Origin of the sequence: Gemmiger sp., from assembly GCF_036306485.1 — a bacterium.
In the GTDB taxonomy this organism is placed as follows: Bacteria; Bacillota; Clostridia; order Oscillospirales; family Ruminococcaceae; genus Gemmiger.
Genome location: NZ_JAXJZK010000042.1, coordinates 1 through 26,030, shown reverse-complemented (window position 1 = coordinate 26,030; position 26,030 = coordinate 1). Strand labels below are relative to the sequence as shown.

General features: G+C 57.6%; 28 protein-coding genes and 1 tRNA gene. 13 read left to right on the top strand and 16 right to left on the bottom strand.

Annotated elements, in window-relative coordinates:
- Positions 1-69: 69 nt before the first annotated feature.
- The 5 genes from U0L91_RS08475 to U0L91_RS08455 are packed head-to-tail and all read right to left on the bottom strand — an operon-like array spanning position 70 to position 6,390.
- Positions 70-1,065, bottom strand: coding sequence for an ABC transporter permease (locus tag U0L91_RS08475; protein ID WP_330046062.1), 996 nt, complete (start codon positions 1,063-1,065; stop codon positions 70-72).
- Positions 1,062-2,531: a hypothetical protein gene (locus U0L91_RS08470; RefSeq protein WP_330046060.1), complete on the bottom strand. Its 1,470-nt coding sequence runs from the start codon at positions 2,529-2,531 to the stop codon at positions 1,062-1,064. Before U0L91_RS08470 ends, U0L91_RS08475 begins: the two co-directional genes overlap by 4 nt.
- Positions 2,532-3,389 carry a carbohydrate ABC transporter permease gene (locus tag U0L91_RS08465; RefSeq protein ID WP_330046058.1) on the bottom strand — a complete coding sequence of 286 codons (858 nt, stop codon included), beginning with the start codon at positions 3,387-3,389 and terminating at the stop codon, positions 2,532-2,534. It abuts the gene before it with no gap.
- Positions 3,386-4,231: a carbohydrate ABC transporter permease gene (locus U0L91_RS08460; RefSeq protein WP_330046056.1), complete on the bottom strand. Its 846-nt coding sequence runs from the start codon at positions 4,229-4,231 to the stop codon at positions 3,386-3,388. The genes U0L91_RS08465 and U0L91_RS08460 overlap by 4 nt, the downstream gene beginning before the upstream one ends.
- A gap of 32 nt (positions 4,232-4,263) precedes the next feature.
- The gene (locus tag U0L91_RS08455) at positions 4,264-6,390 is read right to left on the bottom strand and encodes an extracellular solute-binding protein (protein WP_330046054.1); all 2,127 of its coding nucleotides are present in this window, start codon (positions 6,388-6,390) and stop codon (positions 4,264-4,266) included.
- Between the two features lie 141 nt (positions 6,391-6,531).
- Between U0L91_RS08455 and U0L91_RS08450 the strand changes: the two genes are divergently transcribed.
- Together U0L91_RS08450 and U0L91_RS08445 are read left to right on the top strand one after the other, a co-directional pair.
- Positions 6,532-7,212, top strand: coding sequence for a response regulator transcription factor (locus tag U0L91_RS08450; protein WP_330046053.1), 681 nt, complete (start codon positions 6,532-6,534; stop codon positions 7,210-7,212).
- Complete coding sequence (locus U0L91_RS08445; RefSeq protein ID WP_330046051.1) at positions 7,206-8,498, top strand: sensor histidine kinase; 1,293 nt, start codon at positions 7,206-7,208, stop codon at positions 8,496-8,498. Before U0L91_RS08450 ends, U0L91_RS08445 begins: the two co-directional genes overlap by 7 nt.
- On the opposite strand, the gene U0L91_RS08440 is transcribed toward U0L91_RS08445, so the two are convergent.
- Positions 8,495-10,747: a hypothetical protein gene (locus U0L91_RS08440; protein WP_330046049.1), complete on the bottom strand. Its 2,253-nt coding sequence runs from the start codon at positions 10,745-10,747 to the stop codon at positions 8,495-8,497. The genes U0L91_RS08445 and U0L91_RS08440 overlap by 4 nt on opposite strands.
- Before the next feature lie 135 nt (positions 10,748-10,882).
- Between U0L91_RS08440 and U0L91_RS08435 the strand changes: the two genes are divergently transcribed.
- Both U0L91_RS08435 and U0L91_RS08430 read left to right on the top strand, forming a co-directional pair.
- Positions 10,883-11,554 carry a response regulator transcription factor gene (locus tag U0L91_RS08435; protein WP_330046048.1) on the top strand — a complete coding sequence of 224 codons (672 nt, stop codon included), beginning with the start codon at positions 10,883-10,885 and terminating at the stop codon, positions 11,552-11,554.
- Positions 11,548-12,819 carry a sensor histidine kinase gene (locus U0L91_RS08430; protein ID WP_330046208.1) on the top strand — a complete coding sequence of 424 codons (1,272 nt, stop codon included), beginning with the start codon at positions 11,548-11,550 and terminating at the stop codon, positions 12,817-12,819. Before U0L91_RS08435 ends, U0L91_RS08430 begins: the two co-directional genes overlap by 7 nt.
- Before the next feature lie 314 nt (positions 12,820-13,133).
- Here U0L91_RS08430 and U0L91_RS08425 read toward each other — a convergent pair whose 3' ends face one another.
- A complete protein-coding gene (locus U0L91_RS08425; RefSeq protein ID WP_330046047.1) occupies positions 13,134-14,348 on the bottom strand; it encodes a tyrosine-type recombinase/integrase in 1,215 nt (404 codons plus the stop codon).
- Positions 14,348-14,911, bottom strand: a complete 564-nt coding sequence (locus tag U0L91_RS08420; protein ID WP_330046045.1) for a helix-turn-helix domain-containing protein — start codon at positions 14,909-14,911, stop codon at positions 14,348-14,350. Before U0L91_RS08420 ends, U0L91_RS08425 begins: the two co-directional genes overlap by 1 nt.
- Positions 14,912-15,053: 142 nt before the next feature.
- Here U0L91_RS08420 and U0L91_RS08415 point away from each other — a divergent pair, with 142 nt between their 5' ends.
- Genes U0L91_RS08415 through U0L91_RS08380 form a run of 8 tightly spaced genes read left to right on the top strand, consistent with a single transcriptional unit; the run spans position 15,054 to position 17,893 of the window.
- Complete coding sequence (locus U0L91_RS08415) at positions 15,054-15,251, top strand: hypothetical protein (protein WP_330046043.1); 198 nt, start codon at positions 15,054-15,056, stop codon at positions 15,249-15,251.
- The gene (locus tag U0L91_RS08410; protein ID WP_330046041.1) at positions 15,248-15,694 is read left to right on the top strand and encodes a hypothetical protein; all 447 of its coding nucleotides are present in this window, start codon (positions 15,248-15,250) and stop codon (positions 15,692-15,694) included. The genes U0L91_RS08415 and U0L91_RS08410 overlap by 4 nt, the downstream gene beginning before the upstream one ends.
- Before the next feature lie 3 nt (positions 15,695-15,697).
- Positions 15,698-16,177, top strand: a complete 480-nt coding sequence (locus tag U0L91_RS08405) for a DUF6291 domain-containing protein (RefSeq protein WP_330046039.1) — start codon at positions 15,698-15,700, stop codon at positions 16,175-16,177.
- A gap of 6 nt (positions 16,178-16,183) precedes the next feature.
- A complete protein-coding gene (locus U0L91_RS08400; RefSeq protein ID WP_330046037.1) occupies positions 16,184-16,384 on the top strand; it encodes a hypothetical protein in 201 nt (66 codons plus the stop codon).
- Positions 16,374-16,724, top strand: a complete 351-nt coding sequence (locus U0L91_RS08395) for a phBC6A51 family helix-turn-helix protein (RefSeq protein ID WP_330046035.1) — start codon at positions 16,374-16,376, stop codon at positions 16,722-16,724. Before U0L91_RS08400 ends, U0L91_RS08395 begins: the two co-directional genes overlap by 11 nt.
- A complete protein-coding gene (locus U0L91_RS08390; RefSeq protein ID WP_330046034.1) occupies positions 16,725-16,916 on the top strand; it encodes a hypothetical protein in 192 nt (63 codons plus the stop codon). It begins immediately after the preceding gene.
- A gap of 14 nt (positions 16,917-16,930) precedes the next feature.
- The gene (locus U0L91_RS08385) at positions 16,931-17,311 is read left to right on the top strand and encodes a hypothetical protein (RefSeq protein WP_330046032.1); all 381 of its coding nucleotides are present in this window, start codon (positions 16,931-16,933) and stop codon (positions 17,309-17,311) included.
- 33 nt (positions 17,312-17,344) lie between these two features.
- The gene (locus tag U0L91_RS08380; RefSeq protein WP_330046030.1) at positions 17,345-17,893 is read left to right on the top strand and encodes a hypothetical protein; all 549 of its coding nucleotides are present in this window, start codon (positions 17,345-17,347) and stop codon (positions 17,891-17,893) included.
- A 264-nt stretch (positions 17,894-18,157) separates the two neighbouring features.
- Here U0L91_RS08380 and U0L91_RS08375 read toward each other — a convergent pair.
- The 7 genes from U0L91_RS08375 to U0L91_RS08345 all read right to left on the bottom strand — a co-directional run bounded on the left by U0L91_RS08375 (position 18,158) and on the right by U0L91_RS08345 (position 22,790).
- Positions 18,158-18,234: transfer RNA gene (locus U0L91_RS08375), tRNA-Pro, on the bottom strand.
- Positions 18,235-18,397: 163 nt separating this feature from the next.
- Positions 18,398-18,880, bottom strand: a complete 483-nt coding sequence (locus U0L91_RS08370; RefSeq protein ID WP_330046028.1) for a GNAT family N-acetyltransferase — start codon at positions 18,878-18,880, stop codon at positions 18,398-18,400.
- A 22-nt stretch (positions 18,881-18,902) separates the two neighbouring features.
- The gene (locus U0L91_RS08365; RefSeq protein WP_330046026.1) at positions 18,903-19,475 is read right to left on the bottom strand and encodes a chromate transporter; all 573 of its coding nucleotides are present in this window, start codon (positions 19,473-19,475) and stop codon (positions 18,903-18,905) included.
- Positions 19,472-20,038: a chromate transporter gene (locus U0L91_RS08360; protein ID WP_330046024.1), complete on the bottom strand. Its 567-nt coding sequence runs from the start codon at positions 20,036-20,038 to the stop codon at positions 19,472-19,474. The genes U0L91_RS08365 and U0L91_RS08360 overlap by 4 nt, the downstream gene beginning before the upstream one ends.
- Positions 20,039-20,234: 196 nt before the next feature.
- A complete protein-coding gene (locus U0L91_RS08355; protein ID WP_330046022.1) occupies positions 20,235-20,810 on the bottom strand; it encodes a cytidylate kinase-like family protein in 576 nt (191 codons plus the stop codon).
- 40 nt (positions 20,811-20,850) lie between these two features.
- Positions 20,851-22,233, bottom strand: coding sequence for an MATE family efflux transporter (locus U0L91_RS08350; RefSeq protein WP_330046020.1), 1,383 nt, complete (start codon positions 22,231-22,233; stop codon positions 20,851-20,853).
- Positions 22,234-22,328: 95 nt separating this feature from the next.
- A complete protein-coding gene (locus tag U0L91_RS08345) occupies positions 22,329-22,790 on the bottom strand; it encodes a MarR family winged helix-turn-helix transcriptional regulator (protein ID WP_330046018.1) in 462 nt (153 codons plus the stop codon).
- 213 nt (positions 22,791-23,003) lie between these two features.
- Here U0L91_RS08345 and U0L91_RS08340 point away from each other — a divergent pair, with 213 nt between their 5' ends.
- Positions 23,004-23,735 (top strand): glycerophosphodiester phosphodiesterase, encoded by a 732-nt coding sequence (locus tag U0L91_RS08340; RefSeq protein ID WP_330046016.1) that lies wholly within the window; start codon positions 23,004-23,006, stop codon positions 23,733-23,735.
- Positions 23,736-23,936: 201 nt separating this feature from the next.
- On the opposite strand, the gene U0L91_RS08335 is transcribed toward U0L91_RS08340, so the two are convergent.
- Positions 23,937-26,030 (bottom strand): FtsX-like permease family protein (locus tag U0L91_RS08335; protein WP_330046015.1); only part of this gene is annotated, 2,094 nt, incomplete at its 5' end.

The window sequence follows — 26,030 nt, the reverse complement described above, 5'->3', positions numbered from 1 at the left end:
CGCATGTTTTCTATATCAAAATGACATATTGGCGCACCGCAAAAAAGGCCGTCCTTGCGGACAGCCTTTTCAGGGCTCAGGATGCCGCCGGCCGTCTGCGCAGGCAGACCGGCAGCGCAGCGCTTCCCACAGGATGCCCTGCAGGATTGCCAGGCCCATCTGGCCGAGCAGCCGCTGTCTGAGCCAGAGATCCCGCTCGGACACATCGGTGCTGAGCCAGGCCCGCAGATGCTCCGCAAGGCTGTCCGCCGTCTGTTTCCACCAGGAAAAATCGCTCCAGCGGGAGGGAATCAGCCACTGCGGCCAGACCGAAAAGAACCATGGCAGTGTCAGCACCGCCAGCAGCGCCACACCGAAAACAAGGAGGTCGGCCGTGAGCGGCGGAAGCCTGCGCAGCTGACGCAGAGCCCGACGCAGCAAAAGGATGCCGGCCAGCAGCAGCGGCAGCCAGGAGGCAAACCGGCAGAGCCAGGACAGTTCAAACAGAAAAAGAGCGCGGTCCGGTTCCGGCATTCCGCTTTGCTGCAGGCGGACGCGGAGCCAGCTGTCGGGATTCTGGCGGGCCTGTTCCTCGGCCGGAAGCTCCGCCGCCGTGAAACCGGCGTCCGTCCGCGGCAGCAGGGCCAGCGGCGTCTGCGACCCGAAGACGCCCCGCACCGTAAAAACGGTGCCGCCCGCCGTGAGGGTCAGCCCCACCGTATCTTCACTCCCGAACAGCGTCTGTGACAGTGCCGCCGAGATGGCACATCCGGCCGTGTCACCGATGCCCGGCATGGCGCCGTACCTGCAGACAGCGTTGTACACGTCGGAGGCCATTCCGGCATACAGCAGGGCCTCGGCCCGGGTATGGACCGTCCCTGCGGCAAATTCCGTCTGCTCCTGTTTCCAGAACGTCCAGCCCTGTTGTCCGGCAAGCAGCGTTTCTACGGTCTGCTGCGGGAGCGGGTCCCGGTAGCGCAGACTGATCGTGCCGCACTGTCGCTGCACGGCGTCGGCGCCGCACATTCCGCAGAGTGTGGCGGCAAAGAGCAGCAGCGCCAGCAGCCAGGTCTTCCCCGCCCTCATGCGGCGATCCTCACCGACGCACCGGGTGTGACGGCGCGGTCGGAGGAGACCACAACCTGCCTGGGGACATTGCCCTGCACCGCGGCGGTCTGGCCTTCGCTGTCGGTTTCCAGCACGGTGACCGGCACACGCTCGACCGTGTTGGCAATGCCGAAGAGGTTTTCGGTCTGGTTCAGCGCCAGAAGATAGCTGCCGCCGCTGTCCTGATGCAGCGCGGTGACGGGGACACAGCAGCCGTACTCGGTGCGGGAAAAGGTGATCTGTACCGAGGCGGGACTTCCCTGCCGGAGTCCGGCAGCTGCCTCGTCCAGCGCCGCCGTGATCTTGCAGTTGCCCGCCTCATCGGCCGGTGAGACCGTCTGCACCGTGCAGGTCTGCTGCACCGTTCCCTGCGAGACCGTGGCCGTCTGGCCGCGGGTCAGCAATTCGGCCTGGGCGGACGGCAGTGTGAATTCGACCTGCAGGGTGCTGTCCTGCACCGACAGTCTGAGACAGACCCCGTCGGGGACGGACTGATTCTCCGCCAAGGTACACAGGAGAATCTGGGCATTCCACGGCGCTGTGACGGCGCCCTCAAAATCCAGCAAAGACTGAAGCAGGGTGATTTTCTCCTCGGTATCCGCCATCTCGAGGCGCAGAGCCGACGCCTGTGCCCGGTTGCTCCGGTCTGTCAGCTCTGCCTGCTGATCCGACAAAGTCTGACTCCGGTCGGCCTGGTCCAGAGCCGTCCGGGCGTTGTCGATGGCCCGCTGTGCACTGAGCAGTGCATCATCCCGGGAGTTCTGCGCATCGCGCAGGGCCCGGTCGGCGGTTTCCAGCGCGGCGGCCGCACTCTCCATCGTCTGCTTGGCAGCGGCGATTTCCTCCTCGGGCACAGGCGGGTCCACGCAGGCTTGCAGGGCCCCCCAGGCATCCGCCGCTTCATCATAGGACTGCCGGGCCTGCTGCTGTGCCGCGGCGGCATCGTCCACCGCCGTCCGGGTTCTGGCATCGGTGCGGTCATAATCCTCCCGGGCCTGGGCCAGCGTCTGTTCCGCCGAGCGCACCGATGAATCGTCACTGTCCGTCGGCACTTCCAGTGCTGCCAGCTGTGCCTGCTGGCGTTCCCGGTCGGCCAGGCAGCCGTCCAGCTGGCGCTGAAGTTCCTTGGTATCGAGTTCCGCCATGCGTTCCCCCTGCTCCACCATCTGCCCTTCGGCAGCGCAGAGGCGCTCAACCGTCACGCCAGCAGGCAGCGGGATCTGGACACTGTCCTCCGCCCGGAGTTCGGCGCTGGTCTCGGTCTGCTGCACGATGGTTCCCTGACCGGCTGTTCCGAGTGTGACCTGTGCCATGGCCGCGGCGGAAGTGCCCCGGGCGGCAAGGGTCAGGATCAGGATGGCCGCAAAGAAGCGCAGTGTATAGCGAACGGCGGGATTGCCGTCGGCCGGGACAGCCGGGCGCGGAACATGATGCAAGATCCTCATTTATCCATCATCCTTTGACGAGAGGGCAGAGAGCCCGATTCCCTGTTCCAGATACGTTTCCCCCGCCAGGAACAGCAGCAGCGGCGGCGCCAGCATCATCAGGCTGGCCACCATGGCGGGGCCAAGGTCGGCCGCCGTAATGTTGGAAAGGTAGAGACTGAGCGGCCAGTTATTCCGGTCCTTGAGGAACATCATCGGCTGTTCGATGGCGTTCCAGGCCTCGATGAAATCCAGCACCACGGCGCTGAGCACCCCGGGCAGGCCCAGCGGCAGACCGATGCGCACAAAGATCCGCAGCGGACCGGCGCCGTCGATGGCGGCTGCCTCGAGCAGCGAGACCGGCACCGCGTCGAAAGCCTTCTTGGTGATGAAGACCGGAAAGGTGGAGAAAATGCCGGGCAGGATGACTGCACCGGGGGTATCCATCAGCGAAAGCCGGTCCAGCACCAGGTAGTTTGGCACCATGGTGATCTGAAACGGCAGGATCATCAGCAGCAGATACACGGTGTACAGGGCCCGCCGCCCCGGGAACGGGAGCTTGCTGAACACCCATGCCGCCGGAACCGCTACCGCGACCTGACCGAGAATCTGGGGAAACGCCAGTTGACAGGCGTTCCAGAACATCGTGAAAAAGAGCGGTGTGTCGAGAAGCAGCTGCACCAGCGGCTGCAGGGTCGGCCAGCTTGGCAAAACGGTCCAGAAACTCTGACCGGCTGGTTCGGTGAGCAATGCCGGGCCGATGGTGGCGCGCAGTTCCGTCTCGGTGGTCAGGGCGCCCATCACCATGAACCAGAGCACCCACCAGGTAAACAGTGCCAGCGCGATCAGGGCCGCCGCACAGAAAATCCGTTTGATCATCGGGAATGTTTCCTCCTCAGGCAATGCCGGAGCAGCAGCACCGCTGTCAGGCCGGCCACCGCCCCCGCCACCACAAGCACCGCCGCGGCGGTGATCCGGCCCAGTTCCAGGTCGAGGAACCAGTTGTTGAACAGGTGCTGGAGCAGATACATGCTGCGGTGAGGGTACTGCCCCGCCACCAGGTACGCCTCGCGGAAGACCTTGAAGCTGTTGATCAGGCTGAGCAGTGCCGTCAGCAGCAGCGTCGGCCGCAGGCCCGGCCAGGTGATGGCCCGGAACATCTGCCAGGCGTTGGCGCCGTCCACGGCGGCGGCCTCATACTGGGTTCTGGGAATGCGGTCCAGTCCCGCCAGCCAGAGAATCATATCATAGCCGCTGTTCTTCCACAGATAGGTCGCAATCAGCACCCAGAACGCAGCCCCGGTTCCCATGAAGTCCACTGCGTCGGCACCAAGGCAGCCGAGCAGCGTGTTCAGGAGTCCGGCCTCGGCAAACAGGACCTTCCACAGCAGGACGATGCTTGCCACCGGGATGGCCAGCGGCAGAAGATAGGTGGCCTTGAACAGATCGGAGGCACGGCCCGCGGTGCGCACCAGCAATGCCATGCCGAGGCTGAGCGCGAGAAGCAGCGGGATGCAGGTGCAGAGGAACCGCGCCGTATTGGCGGCCGCCAGCTGGAACGCCTCATTGGTCAGCACTGTCCGGTAATTGGCCAGCCCGACAAAGCGCCGGCCCATGGCATCGGTAAAACTCCGGCGGATCACCTCGACAAACGGCAGCAGATCAAACACCGCCACCCCGGCCAGGCTCGGGCCGAGCAGCACCGGAACGGCCCAGCGCATCCCCCGTTCAAGCGGTGAGCCCGCGGCTCGTCTCATTGTTCGGCGAGCCACAGTGCCGCACCGTCGGCCGCCGCCCGGACGGCCTGGCCCATCGTTCCGCCGTCCAGCACCGTCTGCACGCCCTTGCCGGCTGCGCTGCGCAGCACGGCGGAATTCTGTACCACGTCCATCCCTTCCAGAACCGTGGCCAGGTCGGTATTGCTGGTGGTCCCGTACTCTTCCAGACTGCTCTGCCATTTGTCCCGGATCACGGTTTTCAGCACCGGCATTCCGTCTACGGTGGATTGCCGCTGTACATCTTCGCTGAGCAATGCTGCGACAAACTGCGCCGCCTGTTCGGGGTTGGCCGCCGAGGCGTTGATGCCGACTGTACAGGAGGGGCGCAGACTGGTCTGCCCCGATGCACTCTGAAGTGCCTTGAGCTCACCGGAATCCTCTGTGCCGCTTGCCAGTGCATGGTAATGGAACTTGCTGCCCTGAGCCCCAAGATCAAACTGGGTACTGCAGAACGCCCTGGTGCCGTAGTTCATAAAGCAGCCGTCCGTTCCGTTCTGGGGATGGTAATAGGTTCCGTCGGGATGATCAAAGTCGGTACTGATTTTCAGGTTTTTGCCGCTGCCGGCCACGATGTCGGCCATCATCTGCACAAAGGAGCGGTAAGCCTCCTCGTTCAGGCGGCCGTCCTGCCAGATGCTCCCGGCATACACCGGATAAAAGGTATCAAAGACCTGCACGGTATTCCGGTACGCCAGCACCGGCGGATTGTCGGAACCATAGTACAGACTGTCTTCGGAAAGATCCGGCCCCGACGCAAGCTGCCGGGCCAGCGTTTCGGCGTCGGGGATGCTGTCCAACGTCTGCTTGTCGCCGCCCAGCAGCAGCGGGATGCACCGCGCCGACACCGCGTACATCCCGCCGTCGCGCTGCCAGTAACCGGCAAGGTTGGTGAGCATATCGGCGGTATCGGCAAGACCGCTCAAATCCATCAGCACGCCCTTGTCAACCATGCTGTCCACCGGCATCTCGTCCAGCACAATCACATCCGGACCGCCGCCGGCCAGCAGTTCCGTGTTGAGTTGGGTGATGGCATCCTCCCGGCCGCCCTGCGGGGTAAACTGGCCGTCTTCCACACTCTCTTCAATGGCATAGGTATAGGACACGTCCACACCGTATTGCTTTTTGACGGCGTTGACGGCCGCATCGACGGTTTCGGAGTGATACAGACTGAACACCGTCAGCGTTCCGCCGGTCCGGGCGGGAACCGAGTCGTCCCAGCGGTAGGCGTAAAGGGTATTCCGTTTGTCCGCGAGATTCATGGATGACATCTGGATATACAGCGTATCGTCGCTGCCCGCCACTCCTTTCTGAACCGACAGGTCGGCGGAAGTCAGCGAGAACATTCCGCCGTCCAGCACGGTCTCGGCGGTGGTGCCGCCCACGAGGTAATGCTGGATCTGATCGGAGCTGTCCAGCAGGTAAAAGCCATGGCTGTTGCCTCCGATCAGACGCCCGTATCCGATGTCCGGCAGTTCACAGGTGACGGGATTGCCCTGCAGGTCGTAGGCCCGCAGCGCTGCCGAGGTGGTGGCGGCGATGATGGTATCGCCGCAGACGGCCAAATCATTGACCGCACCGCTGTACTCGAGCGAAAGTTCCCCCGCCGGGAGGGTATCCAGCTTTTCCGCCCTGCCGTCCTGTACCCGGAAAATCGACTGTTCCGCCGTGCGGTCCACATCATCCGAGACGGTCACAATACACCAGTACAGAACTCCGTCCTGTGTGACGTAGGCACTGCAGGAGGCATAGTCCTTCTGGGAAACCTGGGCCACTGCGGCCTGGAATCCATTGTTCGGATTTTCTGTCCAGGCTCCGTCCTGTCCTCGGGTATACCAGTGAGCGACCTGCTGATCAAGCGGGTCGGCCGGATTTTCAATCGTGATGGCGTGGAGAGTGTCGCCAATCGCATACAGACCCACGTTGAAGTTCGTATCGGGGGAAATATCCTCCTCCACATAGCCGCCCATTGCCTCGGACACGGTTGCCGTCTGCTGCTGGGCTGAGGTCTGCGGCGGATTTTCCTGCTGCGCACAAGCCGGCAGTGCAATTCCCAACAGTGCCGCACACAGTCCGGCGGCCATACGTCTGATGACTCGTTTCATTGTGAAAGCTCCTTCCGTTGGATGTCTTTACCGGTATTGTAGCGCTCGGTGCTCTAAGGAATCTCTAAAGCGTTTAGAGATTGTTTAGAGATTCGGTGCTGTATTATAATAAAAAGAAATGCACGAAAGCAGGGATGAGTTTTGCGAATTTTGCTGGTGGAAGATCAGGATGCGCTGCGCCGGGCTCTGCACGATACCCTGACCGCCCTCCATTACACCGTAGACGACTGCGGGAACGGGGAGGATGCCTTGGACGCAATGTGTTCGGGCATCTATGACCTGGTCCTGCTGGACAGGATGCTGCCGGGCATGGACGGGCTGACAGCCCTGCGGCAGGCGCGCAATGCCGGTATCCGCACGCCGGTCCTGTTGCTGACGGCACTGGATGCCGTAGGCGACCGGGTGGAAGGCCTGGATGCCGGTGCGGACGATTATCTGGCCAAGCCCTTTGCCACCGAGGAGCTGCTGGCCCGGGTGCGTGCCCTTTGCCGACGGCCCGTCGAGTTACAGCAGCCCGATCTGGTACAGCGCGGTGATCTGACGCTGAATCTGCAAAGCCGCACGGTGTCCGGGCCGGGCGGAACATTCCGGCTGTCCGAGCGGGAATGTTCGCTGCTGGAGCTGCTGCTGCGCAACGCCGGAAAGACCCTGCCCCGCGAACGGCTTTTGCTGTATGTCTGGGGGCCGGACAGTGATGTGGAGAGCGGGAATCTTGACAATTACATTCATCTTGTGCGCCGGCGGCTGCGGCTGACCGGCAGCCGGATGCAGCTGACCACCCGGCGCGGCGCCGGCTACTGTCTGGAGGATTCACCATGCTGACCCGGCTGCGCATTTGCCTTGCGGCCATCACCTCCCTGCTGACAGGGGCCGTTCTTGCCGTGGCCGTGCTGCTGGGGTACGGCATTTCCCGGGAGCTGTATCTTTCGGGGCGGGAAGCCGCCTTTGTGTCTGCCGTCGATCAGGTACAGATGCAGTGGCTGCGGTATTCCACGCTGGATTCCGGTTGGCTGAATCAGATGGAATCCTCTGGCGATCTGGCATTTTATCTGGAAGAAAACGGCGTCCCGCTGCTGTATTCCCTGCGTCAGCCAGACACCGCACAGGCTGTATTTGATAAGATCCGCCAGAGTGCGGAACAGTCCTTTAACGTTTCTCTCTCCGCTGCACCGCTGACCTCCGCATCCGGTAAGGACCTGTCCTTCTCCCTTACCGAGAACGGAACCGTCTACCGCTGTGCAGTCCGGCTCTCGGCGCCGAAGCAGGGTCAATGGACCACCCTGCTGGCCTTTCAGGACACCGCACCAGAAGAGGCCTATTGCCGGGCGCTGGCCATCCGGTTTGCCTGCGTGGCCTTTGCGGGATGGGTGCTGCTGACCCTGATCGGGTGGCTGATTTCCGGGCAGGCGGTCCGTCCGGTGGCGCAGGCGTTCCGCAGCCAGCAGGCGTTTTTGAGTGCCGCGGGGCACGAGCTGCGCACCCCGCTGGCCGTGATCCGTGCCAACGCGGGCGCGGCCCAACAGCAGCCCGGAAAGGTATGGCAGTATCTGCACGTCATCGACGAGGAGAGCGCCCGGATGGGAACCCTGGTGGACGATCTGCTGTTGCTGAGTGCCGGCAGCTCAGCCCGACAGCGGCTGAATCCGGAACCGATCGAACCGGACGCCTTTCTGCTGGACTTTGCCGAGAGCATGGAGCCGCTGGCCCGACGCTGTCAACGCCGTCTGCAGGCCGATCTGCCCGACCAGGCCGTGCCGAAGATCCGTGCGGATGCTTACCGGCTGCGTCAGGTCCTGACAGTGCTGCTGGACAATGCCCTGCGCTTTGCACCCGAAAACACCACCATCCATCTGCGGCTGACCACTGCCCGGGGGCAGGTCCGGTTCACCGTGGAGGACAGCGGTCCGGGGGTGCCAGTGCGGGAGAGAAAGCGGATTTTTGACCGGTTTTATCGGATCGGCGGGCAGGGCGATGCCCGACATTACGGGCTGGGGCTCTCGGTGGCCCGCGAGCTGACCCAGCTGCACGGCGGCCGGATCTGGGTGGAGGATGCTCCGGACGGCGGCGCGGCTTTCTGCGTCAGTTTCCCCGCCGCGGCCGACGACTAGCTCTGTTCTGCCAGGCGGAGGGCGGCTTCCTGCCGGACCTGATCGCAGGCTGCATCGGCGGTCAGTTCGCCGTCGTACCAATCGGCGGCGGCCGACCTGGCGGCAGCCTGCAGCACCGGATCTATCTGAACGGGCTGCAACGAATCCAGCAGGGCATTCACATCGTTGGTGATGCCGAACGGATCGGTTTGCCGGACCCGTTCAGCCGCCGCTTCCAGGCCGCTGCGGGTGACCGGCAATCCGTTCAAGGCTGCGCTGCCCTGAATCTCATCGCTGAGCATCAACCGGAGAAACTCCAGCGCCAGATCCTGGTTTTCGGTACGGTTCCGGGGCAGTGCTGCACTGGTCAGCAGCATACAGGTTCCCTGTTCGCTGATGCCCGGCATCGGGTAGAGCGTCACCTCGCCGTAACTGCTGCCGGTCAGCCGGCCCTGCTCATCGCGGACAAGCTGGCTGAATTCTGCCCCCATCCGATCCCACTGCGCCACAAACCACCGGCCGCGACCATTCCAGAAATCGTTCAGGACAGAGATGGGACCCATCGCGTACCGTTCTTCCCCGCTGGTTCCCTGCTGGTTCTCGTTGCGAAGGTTATAACCGCGGATGGTCTCGGCGCCGACGCTCGCCGCCATCCGCCGGATCTGTTCCGCAAACGCCTGATAGGCCTGCGGGCAAAAGCTGCCGTCCTTCCAGATGGCATCGGCGCTGGCCGGGTAGAACAGATCGAAAATTTGCTCATACAGGGCATGATCCAGAGCCAGGCAGCAGTCGCCGGAATCCGACGTTCCCGGCATGGCTTGGACGGCATCGGCCAGGCCCTGCAGCGAAAGCAGCCGGTCATCGACCTGATCGGGGCGTCCGCCCGCAATGCAGGCTGAAAATCCCGTCGGCACGGCATACAGCCCGTCCTCCTTGGCAAAGCCGGACAGCAGGTTGCTTCTGGCGGCACTCCAGTCCCCGAGCCCGGACAGGTCGGTGAGGACTCCCTGTTCAATCAGAGAATCTGATGACAGACCGTCCAGAATCAGCAGGTCCGGTCCCCCGCCGGCCAGGAGTTCGGCGTTGATCTGACGGATCACGTCCTCCTCGGTGATACCGGTCTGGTCGGCATTGGCCATGCCGACGGTGTATTCGATGCGTGTCTCCGGATGGTCGGTATTCCATGCGGCGATTGTCTGGCGCACGGTGGAATCCTCCTCCAGTGAGAAGATCGTCAGGGTGCGTTCCACCGTCAGTTCGGAATCATAGACATAGCGGTAGAGCTGCTCGTTTCCGGATTCGGACACACACAGCCACAACACGCCGTCCGGCGTCACACAGCCGTGGGAAAAGCTCCCGGGCAGTCCCCAGACATAGTCGCTGCCCTGCATGAGGATTTCGCGGGTTTCCCCGTGCAGCGTATAGTGCGAAAGCTGCCGTTCCCCTTCCCAGGGCATGCTCAGGTGATAGAATCCGTCCCCTTCCCAATCCGGGAAAATCTGGCCGTTCTCGACCGAGAGATCGCCGGCAGACTTGAAATCCGGCAGCGTGTAGGCGACATCGTATTCGTTTGACCCTGCCCAGACATACCCGTTGCGCACTGCGCTGACCTGCAGTGCCGACCGGGTCTGACCGGGCAGCAGCAGCGGGTCCTGGGATTGGTTGCAGAGGTTGCCGTTGGTATCCAGGATTACCCAGTTCATGGCGTTGTCCATCACAAACAGGTATCCCTGGCTGACGCCGCTCAGGGTGCAGACCTGATCGGTGATCGACGCCTCCTCGGTAATGCTGCTGCCCGAAAGATCCACGGGAATCGGTTCCAGGGCTCCGTTTTCCTCCCGGAACAAAAGGAACGGTTCTTCCTCCTGCGCGTTCCGGTGCAGACTGGCCATCAGATAGAGGGTTCCCTCTTCATCCGTTGCCAGGCTCACGGCACGGGGTGCATCGGAGCAGATCTGTTCAAGCTGGTCCTGCCACGGCACAGGCTGTTCCTCCACCGTTCCGTCCGGCTGCACGGTCACCATGCAAATCTCCCCCTGCCAGCCTTGCTCACTATAACCGGACCCGGGCTCTGATGCGCCGTACAGTGTCACACTGCCATCGGCATGGGCAGTCATATTCATATACCCGCCGAAATCCTCGGGCAGTTGGATGGCCTGTTCGCGGAACCCGCCGGACACCGCCTGTTCTTCCACCTCGGGTGGTTCAGACGAACAGCCCGTCATCGCCATGACAGCGGCAAGGCCCACGGCCAGAAGCATTCGTTTCATATCCATCTCCTCCTGTTGTATGCTGCTGTCAGCATACCGGGCGAATCTCCATTTTGTGTCTAAAATCGGCTTAGACGAAAAATAAATTTTTCTTATTTATAATCTTTTCATCCAGTAATGTAAAGGAGAATCACGATGAAGCTGCTCCTGATCGAGGATGATGCCCCGCTTTGCGAGTTTCTGGAACGGATTCTGCGTCTGGACGGGCATCAGGTTGTGATCGCCTGTTCCGGTCCCGCCGGTCTGGCCCGGCTGCGGGAAGGGTCTTTTGATGCGCTGATCCTGGACCGGATGCTCCCCGGTCTTGACGGGATGGAACTGCTCCGCCGGCTGCGGTCGGAAGGGTTCACGCTGCCCGTGCTGATGCTGACCGCCCTCGGCACCGCCCAGGACAAGGTGGACGGTCTGGATGCCGGGGCCGATGATTACCTGACCAAGCCGTTCGACGCCGCCGAACTCCGGGCCCGGGTCCGCGCCCTGCTGCGCGGCCGGGCCGGTGGATACGGCGATACCCTGCGGGTGGCGGACGTTGCCCTCGATGCGACCACCCGCACCCTGCAAGGGCCGTCGGGCAGCTGCGAGCTCTCGGGCCGGGAAGCTTCTTTGCTGGAATTTCTGCTGCGCAATGCCAACCAGATTCTGCCCCGCGCCCTGATTCTCGACCGGATCTGGGGCAGCGACAGCGACGTGGAGGAAGGAAATCTGAACAATTATATCTTTTTTGTGCGACGCCGGCTCAGGCAGACCGGAAGTTGCCTGCAAATCCAGACGGTGCGGGGGCTGGGATACCGCCTTTGCCAATGCTAGCCCGGCTGCGCCGTCGGCTGACTGCGCTGGCCGCAGTCCTGACCGGCAGTGTGGTGGTGGCCGTAATCGCTGCCGCCTTCTGCATCAGCAGCAAGCTCTATACCCTGCAGCAGCAGACCGCCTTTGAAGCCGCGGTCGGGGACCTTTGGACCCAATGGGAACACGACGGAGTCTTGGACTGGGACCGGATTCAGCGCACAGCCCGTCTCGACGGAATCCGGCTGTATCTGGAAGAAAACGGGACGCCGCTGTTGTTCTCTGTATTGCAGGACTCCGCCACGCAGCCAACCGCCGTCAAAGGTCTGTTGCCGGGGCGAGGCTTTGACCCGTCAGTGCCGCCGCTTTCCGGTCAGGTTGAAAGCTGTCTTGTGCCCAACGGATCGCTGGACGGGCAGACGGTGCGGGTTCTGGCCCGCAAACAGTCCACGGGGCACGGATGGCGGCTGTTGCTGGCCTGGCAGAGTCTTGCCGCAGAACGGCAGACCTTGCTGCGCACATCCCTGTTGTTCGGCGGTGTGGCTGCTGTCGGCATTACCGTTCTGACGCTGCTCTGCTGGACAGTGGCCGGACGGGCCATCCGACCGGTACGGGACGCCATACACGAACAGGAAGAATTTGTCCGTGCCGCCGGGCATGAACTGCGCACACCGCTGGCGGTGCTGCGGGCCGGTCTGGCCGTATTGCCCGGCGAATCCTCTGCCGAGGCTGTGCGTCATCTGCAGCTTCTGGACGCGGAAGCGCTGCGGATGTCCGGGCTGATTGAGCAGCTCTTGCTGCTGTCGGGCGGGAGTGCTTCGGCCTCCCGTCCGGTACAGCGTGTCGAACCGGACACGCTGACGCTGGACCTTGCGGAGACCTGGGAGGCAGCCGCCCGGCGCAGCGGGTGCCATCTGGAATGTCATCTGCCGGAAACTCCCTTGCCGGTTCTTGAGATCTGCAAGGAGGACGTGTGGCAGATCTTATCCGTCTTTCTGGACAACGCCCTGCGCTATGCGCCCAAGGGTACAGCCGTGGAAATTGGCTGTCTGCAGCAGGGCCGCACGGTGATCTTCAGCGTTGCGGATCATGGTCCCGGGATTGCCGACCAGGACAAACCCCAGGTATTCCGGCGTTTCTGGCGTGCCGATACCAGCCGTACCGACCGCACCCACTACGGGCTGGGACTTTCGGTTGCGGCAGAGCTGGCCCGGCGCAGCGGTGCCCGGGTGGAGGCGGCCGACACACCGGGCGGCGGGGCCACCATGCGACTGGTAATGCCTATCTGATTTTAGAAAAAACAACCGGGTCCCTGGACATGCTATCCGGGGGCCCGGTTATTTCTGAGAAATCCGCAGTACAAAAAAAGCACCAACCTTTCGGTTGGTGCTTCCTGCCGAATCTGACGGCCCTTGTCTGGTCCGAGTGGCGAGAGTCGAACTCACGGCCTCTTGAACCCCATTTATAACAAGGGGGTAATGCGTCGTTTTGTTTCTTGCTATATTTTGCCGTATTATCGAAATTATTCACCGTTTCCATCCCCTATTGTATTATATCGTTCTTTGCTGGAAAATAACTTTGTTGACACTTTTGTTGACACTTTTTATACGCCGGAGGCCAGAGTATTGGCAAGGCTTGCGGTAGCTTTGCGCAAACTTTCGGCATCCACGCCTGCGTAAAATTTCAAAGTGGTTTCGGCATCTTCATGCCCTAAAAACTGTTGAACAGCTTTCAGATTGACGCCACTTTCCAGCATCAAAGAGCCGCAAGTGTGGCGCAGATCGTGGGGCGAAACGTCGGGAAGATCGTGCTGCTTGCAAAACTGTTTGACTTTCTTTGTGATATGCGTCGGGAACTGCGGGCTGTACGGGTCAAGATCGGCGCTGAACACAAACGCGGTCGGAGTAATGACAAGCGTGGTTTTTGATGTATTGGCAATCTCCCTAAAATAGGTTTCCTGTTCTGCTTTCCACTCTTTGAGCGTTGCCATTACGGCAGCGGGAGCCGGTAATGTACGGAAACTGTTGGCCGTCTTAGGCTCACCGACCACAACGCCGGCAGCTCCCGTATAGCACACGTTGCGCTGTACCCGGACTGTGTTTTCGTTGAAGTCGATATCTCCCCACTGCAGGCCGCAAACCTCACCACGGCGCAGACCGAGATACAGCATAATCTGCATAATTGCCCGCCAGCGTAAAGGGGCACTCTGTAAGGCTGTCAGAAACGCCTGGGCATCCGCCGGGGACAGGTAGTCCACGTCTTTGTGTGGCTGCTTTGGCGGTTTGATACCACGCATGGGGCTTTTTACAATGTACCCTTTTTCCTCTGCAAAGCTAAAAACAATCCGCAAAAAATTGAAGTAGTGTTTTTGTGTGGCAGCCGAAAGCGGCTTGCCATTTTTTTGTTTTTGCTCACGCAGCCAAATAAGAAACCGTTCGCAGTCTGTCTGCTTGATCGCGGTCAGCTTCTTGTTCCCCAAATACTCAAGGCAGCGGGGTTTCATGTTGGTATAGAACGCGACAGAGGAAGGCTTGAGGTTTCCCCCTTTTACATGGATTTCCCAAAAGTCACCCTCTACAAACCCTTTGAAAGTGCTGTTGTCGCAGCTTTCCGTGCCGTTCAGCAATCCCTGCTCCCATGTGTCCGCCTCAAGCTGCCACGCCTTTCTGATTTTCGCCTCTGTGCGCTCATCTGGAATGGTGGTAACTGTTTTGGTGGCCCACAGCTGTTTGCCTGTCCTATCGCGTCCTAAACAGGCCCGCCAGCGGCAGGATTTTATAACGCCGTGCTTGTCCTTTCGTATTGTGATATTTGCCATTAGTCGGACACCTCCCGTACATAGCTTTTTATTCTTTGTTCCACAAGTTCCTGACAATCAAGCGCCAAAAGATTGAAACGCTCAAGCGTACACGTTGCAAGGACTTTGCCGTCTTTGATGATTTTATAGCCCTCTTTTATGTTTTCAATGGCTTTTTCAATCTGATACGGACCTTCATTTTGTTCAAATAGGTTAATTTCATACCCTGCAAGATATGCAAGAACACGCATTGCATCTATTCGTTGTTGCCATTCAGTCTTGAAATTAGAGAATTCAGCGAGTGACCTCTCGGTTTCGGTTTTGTAGTCACTCTTTAGTTGTAAATAGTCGATGCTCACGTCTAGTGCCTCTGAAATGAGAACTGCATATTCGGTGGACATTGAACGTGTACCGCTTTCAATATATCCAATTTGCTTCTCGCTTCTATCCTTGCCGTTGTTTGCAGGTAAAGATTCAATAGCATCGACTAATTGCTGTCTTGTCATCCCGCGCATCTTGCGGCACTCCTTCACCCGTTGCCCGACTGCGAACCAAGTTTCATTGAATTTTGTTCTTTTAGTCATAAAGCGACCTCCTAAACAGGAAAATTGGAACGCGTTTTCTTGTAACCGTGCGGTTCCATTTTCGGAACATTTATGTTATCATCATAATAGCACGAAAGGCAACGAAGTGCAACCCCCTAAAACGTAGAAAGGAAGATAACGTATGATGCAAAGTATTCCAAAATTTCTCACCATCCGCGAAACCGCAAAAACAGGCATACTGTCAGAGCATTGCCTCCGGCTCATGGAGAAACGGAATGAATTGCCCTGTGTATATTCGGGCAATCGTTGCCTGGTAAACTTTGACCGCCTGCTGGAGCAGTTGAACCACCCCGCCGGGAAAGGGGGTGATGCAGAATGACAAAAGAAAAAGCCCGCCCTGCTGTTGGAGCAGCAGGACAGGCAGACAAGAAAGAATTCCTTGCCAGGACAAATCTTTCTCAAATCAATTTTACCACGCCCACAGAGCGAGAACAAGGGCCTGTGGAGGGGCTTTTGGGCAAAGGGCGGGAAAATGCCTTATCGCTCAAAACGCTTGCGAAAATGGCCGGTTTCCGCACGGCGCGGGACTTGCGCTTACAGATCGCAAAAGAGCGCAAAGCGGGCGCGTTGATTCTTTCCAGTTGCCGGGGGCACGGTGGCTATTACCGCCCGGCGGATGGCCCGGAGGGGCGGCTTGAATTGCAGGAATTTGTGCAATCTATGGCAAGCCGTGGCACCTGTTGTTTTGCTGCCGCTACAGCAGCAAAGAAAGCGCTGCAGAAACTAGACGGCCAGATAGCTTTTGATGAAGTGGAGGGGTGAAAAATGCGGCCTGGCATAATGGTGTATTTTGATATTCGCCCCTGTCTGAACCGCTTGACCTGCGAACAAAAGGGCCTCCTGTTTGAAGCAATGCTAGATTATGGCGAATCAGGAATAGTCCCGGACTTTGGGCAAGACGTTGCACTTGCTGTCGCATGGGATTTTATTAAACCGAAAATTGATCGTGATACCATCCGATATCAGGCGCAAGTTCTGCAAAAGCGATACGCCGCATTTGTCCGCGAAGTCAAGAAATCAGGCGATACACCGCCCAGTTTTGATGAATGGCGCAGCAGTCTGGCCGATGGACAAGCAGATAAAGGCTATCGGGAAGAATCACCCGATACCGGGCGATATCCAACAGCAACTACAACTACAACCCCAACAACAACTACAACACCAACAGCAACTTTGGGGGTTGATGAATCAATGGAGCAGAAACGCACAGAGATTTTGCGACTGCTCAAAGTTGGAAAGGAGTAAAAACTTATGTTTACAGAATGGAGCGAACTTGTTTCGCTACAGCGTGAAAAGATTGCCCATCTTTTGCATGAAATCCGGATTCTGACAACCGAGAATCGCAGCTTGAAGCGGCAAGTCCGAAAGCTGGAACGGCAGCTTGAGGAAATCCGAAAAGCACCGACAGAAAGGGGGGCTGACATTGTCAAAGAGGAAAACTGTGCCGGATAAAACGATTATTGCGGCACTGCTGGAAAATGCGACGCTGGAAGCGGCTGCAAAACAGTGTGGTCTATCTGTGCGCCAGCTTTACAAGCGCCGCCAAAACCCGGATTTTGTTCGACAGCTGCAGCAAGCACAAACCGATGCACTGAGCGGGACTGTTCGCTTTATGCAAAAGCACACAGCAACGGCAGCGGAAACACTGGTGGAGATTTGCGAAAACGGCCAGCAAGAGCAAAACAGGCTCAACGCCGCGCGGGTTCTGCTGGAACAGACGGCACGGCTGACGGAAACCGCAGATTTTGCCGAACGTCTGACGGCACTGGAAGAAATGGCGGGGGGTGATTGAGTGAACACAGCACTTTATAACCGGCTTAAACGGCTGGAAGATCGCAGCGCTGAAGGTGTGGGAATCCTTTCAAAGCTAGGGACTGTTTGGGTGGCAGCCTATAACGGACACACACGGGAATTCCCCACAGAGGCCGAAGCGGTTGCCTTTTTGGACAGGCTTGCCGAAGTTGTGATTTATGATGATTTTTGAAATGAGGTGATACCTTGAAGAAAACACTTGCACTTGTTTGTGCCTGCCTTATTTTCCTTTGCACCGGCTGTGCAGGAACGCCAGAGCGCCGCACACAGAGCGCCACAACGGCCGCAGCATCCCCGGCGGATAGTTTGACGCTGTTCGACACAAGCACCTTGCAGATCGTCCTGGACGGCGCAGAAACCACCGTCACAGACAAGATCAGCGGCAGCGAATACAGCTTTACCACCACGCGGAAAATCAGCACAAAGCAGCCCACGCTGGAACAGCGACAGGCCCGCTGCATCGCCAGGACTACCGCCAACACCGATACCATGAAAATTGAACTTGCAGGCGGGCTTATTATCGTAACCGACAAAAGCACCGGCCAGATTTACTACATTCAGCACTGACAGCGGCAGAAACCGCAGAAAGGATAAGACACCATGAGTTTTTGCAATGACATTCGCACCACCACCCGCCGCTATGTAGCGGAGATCAATAAGAAAAACGCAGCGCTTGCGGCCTTTGAGCAGCAGAAAGCAGGCTACTACAGCCCGCAAACATTCCAGAAAAAGCGCGGCGAACTGGTGCAGGAAAAGCAGGATACCATCGAAGCCGCCCGCGCCGCTGTGCAGGCCCTTGTGGACCGCTATAAAGACGGCCTGAAAGACGCGGACGTGCTGAACGGGTCGGACGTAACCGACGACGCCAAACTGCTGACGGGGGCTTTCAAGTTGACTGCCGCAGACCTGGAAGCTATGTTTGACCGGTCCAGCGGAAACCGCACCATGCTGCGGCTGATTATGGACTACGCACGGGAGCATAGTATTTTCATTGCCCGAAAGTTCTATACCGCAGAGGACAAGCGGGACGGCGCAAAAACCATGCTGCAATACGCTTACAATTCCTTTTCCCGTCCCGAATACGCGGACCTGATGGACACGGACGAATACTTTGAACAGATCACCCCTGACGCCGTAAAGGGAGAGTAAAGCTCCCCCGCAAACGAAACCGCTGAAAAAATCACGGCGGCAATCTGTATTATTCAATGCAAAGAGGCAGCATCCCTGCACAAGGAAGCTGCCTCTTTATCTTTGTTCATGGAAAGCCCCATCCCCCGAAAGTTTGTGTTTGTTGACACTTTTTGTTGACACTTTTTATTGAGGGGCAAAACCCAAGCAAAAAAGAAAAACCGCGTAGCAGTCAACAAATGACTAAGCTACGCGGTTTTCTTGCTGATTCAACCAGCCCTTGTTTGGTCCGAGTGGCGAGAGTCGAACTCACGGCCTCTTGAACCCCATTCAAGCGCGCTACCAAACTGCGCTACACCCGGTCATCTGGGGGCTCGCTGTCATCAGCAGATATTATTATACCAGACGCGAACAAAAAGTCAAGCATTTTTTCAAAAAAATACAGATTTTTCTGAAAGTTGTCCGATACCGGTCCTCTCGGCGCAAAACGGTACGGTCTTTTTCATCCGGGTGTCCGGCGCAGATTCAGAAGGTCAGCCGCATTTCATACCATTTCACGCCGCCATGCACCGACTCGGACACGCCTTCCTCCCGGAAACCGAACGTTTCATAAAACGGAATCAGTGCTTCCTTGCAGGTCAGGACAATCCCTTGTCTTCCCTGCCGGCGGGCCTGCTCAATCACATGGCGAAGCAAGGTTCCCGCACAGCCGGTGCGCCGCGCGTCCGGCGCCGTGACAACCCCGAAAATCATCTGCCAGGCGCCGTTTTCCCGATGCATGGTGGCATCGGCATACATATCATCGGTCAGGTGCGGTTCATCGGTCACCATCCCATCCACCAGGCTGATCAGGCGATCGCCCTCCCAGAGTAGCCAGAAATGGTCCGCATACTGCGTCAGGCGGTCGGCAATCTGGTCATGGGTGGCGGCCTCCGCCGGCGGAAACCCCGCCGCTTCCAGCGCGGCAATGGCCTCGAGATCCTCAGCGGTTGCTGTTCGAATTGTCATAGAAGGTGCCTCCCTGTCTTGTTCACAAAAGATACCGCTGGCCTGCGGCCACTGCCAGTTTGAGCACACCGGCCAGCACCATCACCGCGATGGGGTTCATTTTTCTGATCCGGAGCAGCAGCAGGCAGATCACAAACAGAATTACCATGGTCCAGCTGGTCTGTGCCAACGGGCCGATCTGATCTGCCCCCCAGAATGCTGTGAGGAGAATGGATACCCCGGCAGAGGCAATCATGGCCACGACCGCCGGGCGCAGCGTTGCCAGAACGCCCTGCAGCATATCCATCGTCCGGTATTTGAGGTACAGTTTGGCCAGCACCGTCACCACGATACAGGCCGGGAAAATACATCCGAAAGTCGCAACAACCGCCCCGAGAATTCCTGCGATCTTGATGCCGACGAAGGTCGCCGAGTTGATGGCCACCGGGCCGGGCGTCATCTGCGAGATGGTGATGAGGTCGGTGAACTCACTCATACTGAGCCAGGTGTGTTTGACAACGATCTGGTCCCGGATCAGTGGGATGGCCGCATAGCCTCCGCCAAAGCTGAACAGGCCGATCTGCAGGAAGCTCCAGAACAATTTGAGGTAAATCATGGTTTCTCCTTCCTGCGGGCGGCCAGGGTGCGGACCACGCCCAAGGCGGCACAGACCAGCACCACATAAACCACATTGACACCGAAAAAGCAGGTTGCCGCAAAGGCCGCCAGCATAATGACCAGCGAGACGGTGTGATCGGCTTTGAGGACCGTTTCGCCCATATCATAGACCACCGAGGCGATCACCGCTCCGACACCGGCCTGCATTCCCTGCAGGATCTGTCCGACCACAAAATTGGTACAGAAGGCATCATACAGCACCGACAGCAGCGAGATGATGACAAAGGGCGGCAGGATCGTGGCCACAATGCAGACAACCACGCCCACCATGCCGGCCAGCTTATACCCCACCACAATGGCCCCGTTGACGGCAATCGCCCCCGGCGAGGACTGCGCAATGGCCACCAGATCCAGCATCTCATCTTCCTGAATCCAATGGTACTCGTCCACAAATTTCTTTTTCATCAGCGTGACGATGACATAGCCTCCGCCGAACGTAAATGCGCTGAGATAGAGCGTTGAAACGAAAAGTTTCCACAACAGCTGTTTTTTCTCTTTCATGGGCGTTCCCTCCACGGCTTCCAGTATAACGCCGGGGAAAGATTCTGTAAAGCAAGTGCGGGATTTTTTGTCGGAATCCGCCGCGTCTTCTCAACAAAAAACGGACCGGCCGTCTTTCCCGAAGGAAGTCCGGCCGGTCCTGTTTGTCTTGAAATCCTATCATGCTCATTGCCCGGTTTGCTTTTGCGTTCCGGACTCAGTACAGTTCCTGGATGATCCTGACGCACTTGTCGATCCCGAGTGTTCCGCTGTTCAGCGTCAGATCATAATTCTGCGCATGTCCCCATTTCATATTGGTATAGAACCGATGATAGGCGGCACGGCGTTTGTCCTTGTCCTTGAGGCGCTGCTCGGGAGATTCCTCCCGTTCCCCGTATTCCTTCACAATACGTTCGGCACGGAACGCCAGGTCCGCATGGATAAAGACTTTGAGGCAATCCGCCTTGTCGCGGAGGATATAATCGGCGCAGCGGCCCACGATAACGCAGGGACCTTTTGCCGCCAGGCCCGCGATGATCTTGCACTGGATCTTCCACAGATAATCCTCATTGGTCGGTCCATAGGCACGGCCGGTCAGTGTGGACAGGAAACCGCCGGGGGCATACTCTCCGGCCTCCTTGATATATTTTTCATTGAAGCCGGTTTCCTCAGCGATTTTCTGGATCAGTTCACTGTCATAGCAGGGAATGCCCAGTTTCTCCGCCACCTTCTTGCCGATCGTGCGGCCGCCGCTGCCAAATTCGCGGCTGATCGTGATGACTCGGTTTTTCATGGTTTGTTCTCTCCTTCCAGAATCAGAATTTGCCGCCGCTTCAAGCCGCGGCTGCCAACTTTTTCAGCTGTTTTCTCTCGTAGATGATCAGCGCCAGTGCGAGGATGAACGCCAGGCCATCCGCCACGGGACCTGTCCAGAGGACCCCCACAACGCCCAGGAACCGCGGCAGAATCAGGGCTGCCGGCACAAAGAAGATGATCTGCCGCGAGAGAGACAGGATCGCCGATTTGATCGGTTTGCCGATCGCCTGCAGATAGATGGCCGCCACTGTCTGGAAGCCGGTCAGCGGGCAGAACAGCAGGAAAATCCGGAAGGACATGACTGCAAACTCATTGTACAGTCCTTCCTCGGAGCCAAACAGCGAGACAACACTCATCGGAGCGAACTGGAAGATCAGGAACGCGAGAATCGCAACAATTTCCGAAGTGACCAGCGCAATGTCAAACGCTTTGTGCACGCGCCGGAAGTTCCGGGCGCCATAGTTGAATCCGATAATCGGCTGTGCACCGGTCGAGATGCCAACCAGGATGGAGATCAGGATCTGGTTGACCTTCATCACAATTCCCATGGCCGTCAGAGGAATTTCGGAGCCGTAGATAGAGCCGGCGCCATACCCGGCCAGCAGGTTGTTGGACAGCGCCATCACGATGGTGATGGCAATCTGGGTGATGAAGCTGCTGATTCCGAAGCTCAGCACATTGATGCAGGTCTTGTACCGGGGCCGGAGGGCAGAAACATCAAATCGGAAGCTCTTGAAACGAAAAATATAGACAACCGACACCACAAACGACGCTACCTGGCCCATCACCGTGGCAATGGCAGCGCCCCGCACGCCCATGTGGAACACAAAGATGAAGATCGGGTCAAACACCGTATTGATGATGGCGCCCAGCACCATCGAGAACATCGCGTACTTCGGGTTGCCGTCCGCGCGGATCATCGAGTTCAGCGCAGCGGGAATCATCATGAACGGCAGACCAATGCCGATCACGGTGCCGTATTCCAGCGCAATGGGACGCAGGGTTTCGGTCGCACCGAACAGCGTCAGAATCGGGTTGATGAAGATCAGAAAGACCGCCAGCAGCAGGATACTCACAACGGTTACCATCGTGATGGCATTGCCAACGCCGCGTTTGGCGCTCTTGATGTCCCCTTCACCGAGTTTCAGGCTCAGATACGCCGCGCCGCCGTCGCCGATCATCAAAGAAAGCGCCAGCGCAATGATCGTGATGGGAAACACAACGTTGGTTGCGCCGTTGCCGAGATAGCCGACGCCCCAGCCGATGAAGATCTGGTCGACAATGTTATACAGCGAGTTGACCAACAGCGAAATAACGCACGGAATGGCGAATTTCGCAATGAGCCGACCGATCGGCTCTGTCAAGAAAGGGCTTTTGTTTTCGGATGCACTGTTTTCCATGTTCATTCTCTCCTTATTAAGTAACTAGTTACCTATTTGAGCAAAAAAGGCAGGCAGAGTGTCCGAGTCCATACTCGGCACGCTGCCTGGGGAATTCAATCTCCCGGTATCAAAGACGATTCCGAATCAATGTTGTCCAGAAGACGGTCTGCCAGTTCCAGCATGGTCCGCTTCTGCTCCTCCGAGAAATTCCTGCAAAGCTCAGAAAGGACTTCCTCGTCCTGTTCGAGAATCATTTTATGAATTCCGGTTGATTTCTCGGTGCAGGTGATCTTTTTGTACCGCCGGTCCCGGGCACTCGGGACGCACTGGATAAAGCCCTTGCTTTCCAGTCTCTGCAGGAGCTTCGTCATCGCCGGGTGTGTCACATGTTCGATGCGTTCGAGATCATTCTGGTGGATCTCGGTCTCCCCTGCGGCTTCCAGTCGGCTGACCGATCCCAGCACGCGCAGCTGAACCGCCGTCAGTCCCATGGTGCCGGCTTTTTCATCCAGTCTCTTACGGAAAGCACGGTTGATGATTGCAATCTTCAGTCCGAACGGCATGGTGCTTCGCATGGTCCCACCCCCTCATAATAGGTAACTAATTACATAGTAACCTGTCTGGGAGGGTTTGTCAAGACCATGCGGACAGGTTGGCAGCCTTTGTGTGGTAAGCGCTCCGGAATCGGTGGAAACAACTAAAAATCCTGCCAACCGGATGCCCGGATTGCAGTTGCTGTGCTATAATGTGGGCAGTGATCACTCGCCAAATGAAAGGAAGCGCTGTTCATGAAACCAATCCGTGTGTATGCCCATCGGGGCGCAAGCCACTATGCCCCGGAAAATACGCTGCCCGCCTTTGCCCTGGCCGCCCGTCAGGGTGCTGACGGAATCGAACTGGATGTTCATCTGACCAAGGATGATCAGCTGGTTGTTATCCATGACGAAACTGTGGACCGGACAACCAACGGAACCGGCTGGGTCAAGGACTATACGCTGCAAGAACTCAAAACGCTGTGCGCCGACAATCACATGCCCGGCTTTGCGGATGTCCGCATCCCCACGCTTGAGGAAGTACTCGATCTCATCCAGCCGACCGGTCTTTCCATCAATATCGAGCTGAAAACCAGCATTCTCTGGTATGACGGCATCGAACGGAAGGTCCTGGACCTCGTCAAGTTCAAGGGAATGGAAAATCGGATTCTCTATTCCTCCTTCAATCATTACAGCATTGAAGCTATCCGACAGCTGGCCCCGGAAGCGGAGACCGCCTATCTGTATTCCGACATCATCTGCAACGTCGAGCAATACGCCGCCGCTCACGGTGTCAAAGGACTGCATCCCGGTCTGTGGAATGTCAAAATGGCGGATTTCCTAACCACCTATCTGAACAGCGGCCTGGCCGTCCGCGTCTGGACCGTAAATGATCCGGAAGATCTCCGCTGGCTGATGCAGGCCGGCGCCGATGTGATCACCAATGATCCGAAATTGGCCGTTCAGATCCGTTCTGAACTGGTCTGATCCGGGAGAATCTGCCCTGAAACGCAGTTTTTCCCCTGTCACATCTAAGAGAGCTGACTGGTTATAAAAACCGTCAGCTCTCTTTTTTATGGCGAAAAAAAGTTGTGAGGCTGTTCCGAGCCGATGAGAACGGCAGTTTTTATGTCGCACTTCGGAAGCAGAGGCCATCTGCTTGGTATCGTAATTCAGCATTTTTCTATGTCAGATCCTTAGGGTGCGGCAAACTGTTTTTCTGGTAAACCGGTACGCACCGTAGAGCAGCAACGACAGTCCCGCGGCAACCGCAGCACAGGCACCCATGCCCGCCAACTCGCCAGGAGTAAAACGATTGTCATTAAAATACATGATCATGGTATAGAAGGACGCAATCATCAGAGTACCAACAATAGCAGGCACCAGGAACACCTTGGAAACCTGCCCCTTAACAGAGCGGAAAAGGTAAGACTTAGGGGCTCCGAGATGCCGAAGATCGTCGTACACATGCGCATTGGTAAGCGCAATCGTCATACAGCGGGTGAAGGCGATTACAATGACTGCCGCAAAGCAGATCAGAGCGATAAAGATGAAAAGCATAAGGAATACGGCCATGGTGGTGACAAAATCGTTTTGATCTAAGACCCGGAATTGGGGCATATAGAGCCAGTAGTTGCGGAACTCTGTGCTGTCCCGGTCCTCCCGGTCCATTACCGGAAAATCATAGGCTGCCACATTCTCCCGGTCAAACTCATAGGGCTCACCAGCCTCTTCTGCCAGCAGCTCGGACACCAGGTCATAGGCATCCAACTGCATCACTTCATCGCCGGACCGGTCTACGATTTCATTATAAAGAGCCTTTGCAAAAGGATAACTGGCATCTACATCCGCTACATCAAAAAACACCCATGTCTCTCGCCAAAGATCAGATAGACCCGCTGAAATGGCTTCGTAATCTGCATCATCCAGTACATAGCAGCCCAAAAGCATGGTGAAACGCAATGGTTCGACGGGTGTTACGGACAGGCTTTTTCCGGTGACCATGTTGGTAATCCGGTTCACATCGCCGCCGGAAAGGTAGTCACTGCCGCCCTCATCGTCCAGAACATTGGCGCATGTACCAGGGGCCAGATCGATGTTCTGACCGGTAAGGGTGTTCCATGCGGATTCAGAGAAGAAGGAAGCGCCGGATGCGATCTCAAGATATTCCGTAACATAGGTGGTTCCCATGGCACCGTTGTTCTGCTCGATGGAGATGATCCCGTCGCAGCCCAGGGTTGCTGTAGTGACCTGTGCCCAGGATGTAAGCTCCACACCGTAGTCAGCCGCCAGAGACTTCACCTCATCCTGATTCGGCAGGTCCTGATCGCAGCGCCAGTGGTACTCAAAATCCACTGGGCGGCTTGCAAAACTGTAAGCCGAATTGGTAGAGAGCATAGGCGCGTAGAAAGCGGCAAAATAGGCACCGGCGATGAGAAGCGTCATAACCAACATATTCCGCACCGTCTGTCTGCCTTGAAATTTCATCATAGACGTGACGATGATGTCCCGGTATTTGTGGCGTTCTCCCCAACCATTCACAACGGTATGGAGCAGAATCATATACATACCGATGAGTGCCGGTAGGAAAAACAGAGCATCTACCACAGAGGGCGCATACCAATGAAGCACCCGGATGAAAAAGCTGGGCATCAAATACCCTGCCAGAGCACCCACCGCCACCAAGAGAATACCAACAGGACCATACCACTGTTTTACATCTCGGATCGGTTCGGAGGTATGGGATTCCTGAATGACATCCATAATGTTGGTACGGCTAACGGATTGGCTGCCCAATACAAACAGCATCGTTACAACATAGAGCGCAAAGCCGAGAGAAAAAAGGTACGCTTTGGGGTCAAATGCCAGCGTCATTTCCTGAGAGTCCACCAGGAAGATGCGGAACATCTGCCACACAAACCAGGCCAGAGGACCACCCAAAATTCCCCCGGCCACACAGGAACCAAGGGAGAGTACAACCAATTCCTTGTTCAATTCCGTTTGGAGTTGACATCTCGCGGCACCCAGGGCCAAAAACACACCTGTTTCACGAGACTTTTGTCGAAAGAACAGCCCCGCAGCATAAGTCGTAAATACCGCGCAACCAATCACCGCCAGCACAAAGATCATCGTGACCTGTTTTCTGGAATCGCCGCCCTCAGGCAAAATAGAAAGGATTGTGGGCGCTTGCATCATGCAGGCATAGGCAGTAATCAATAAAGAGGAGAAGAAACAACACCCTGCCAACAACAGGTACTGTCCTTTGTTTTTTCGTCTCAGCAC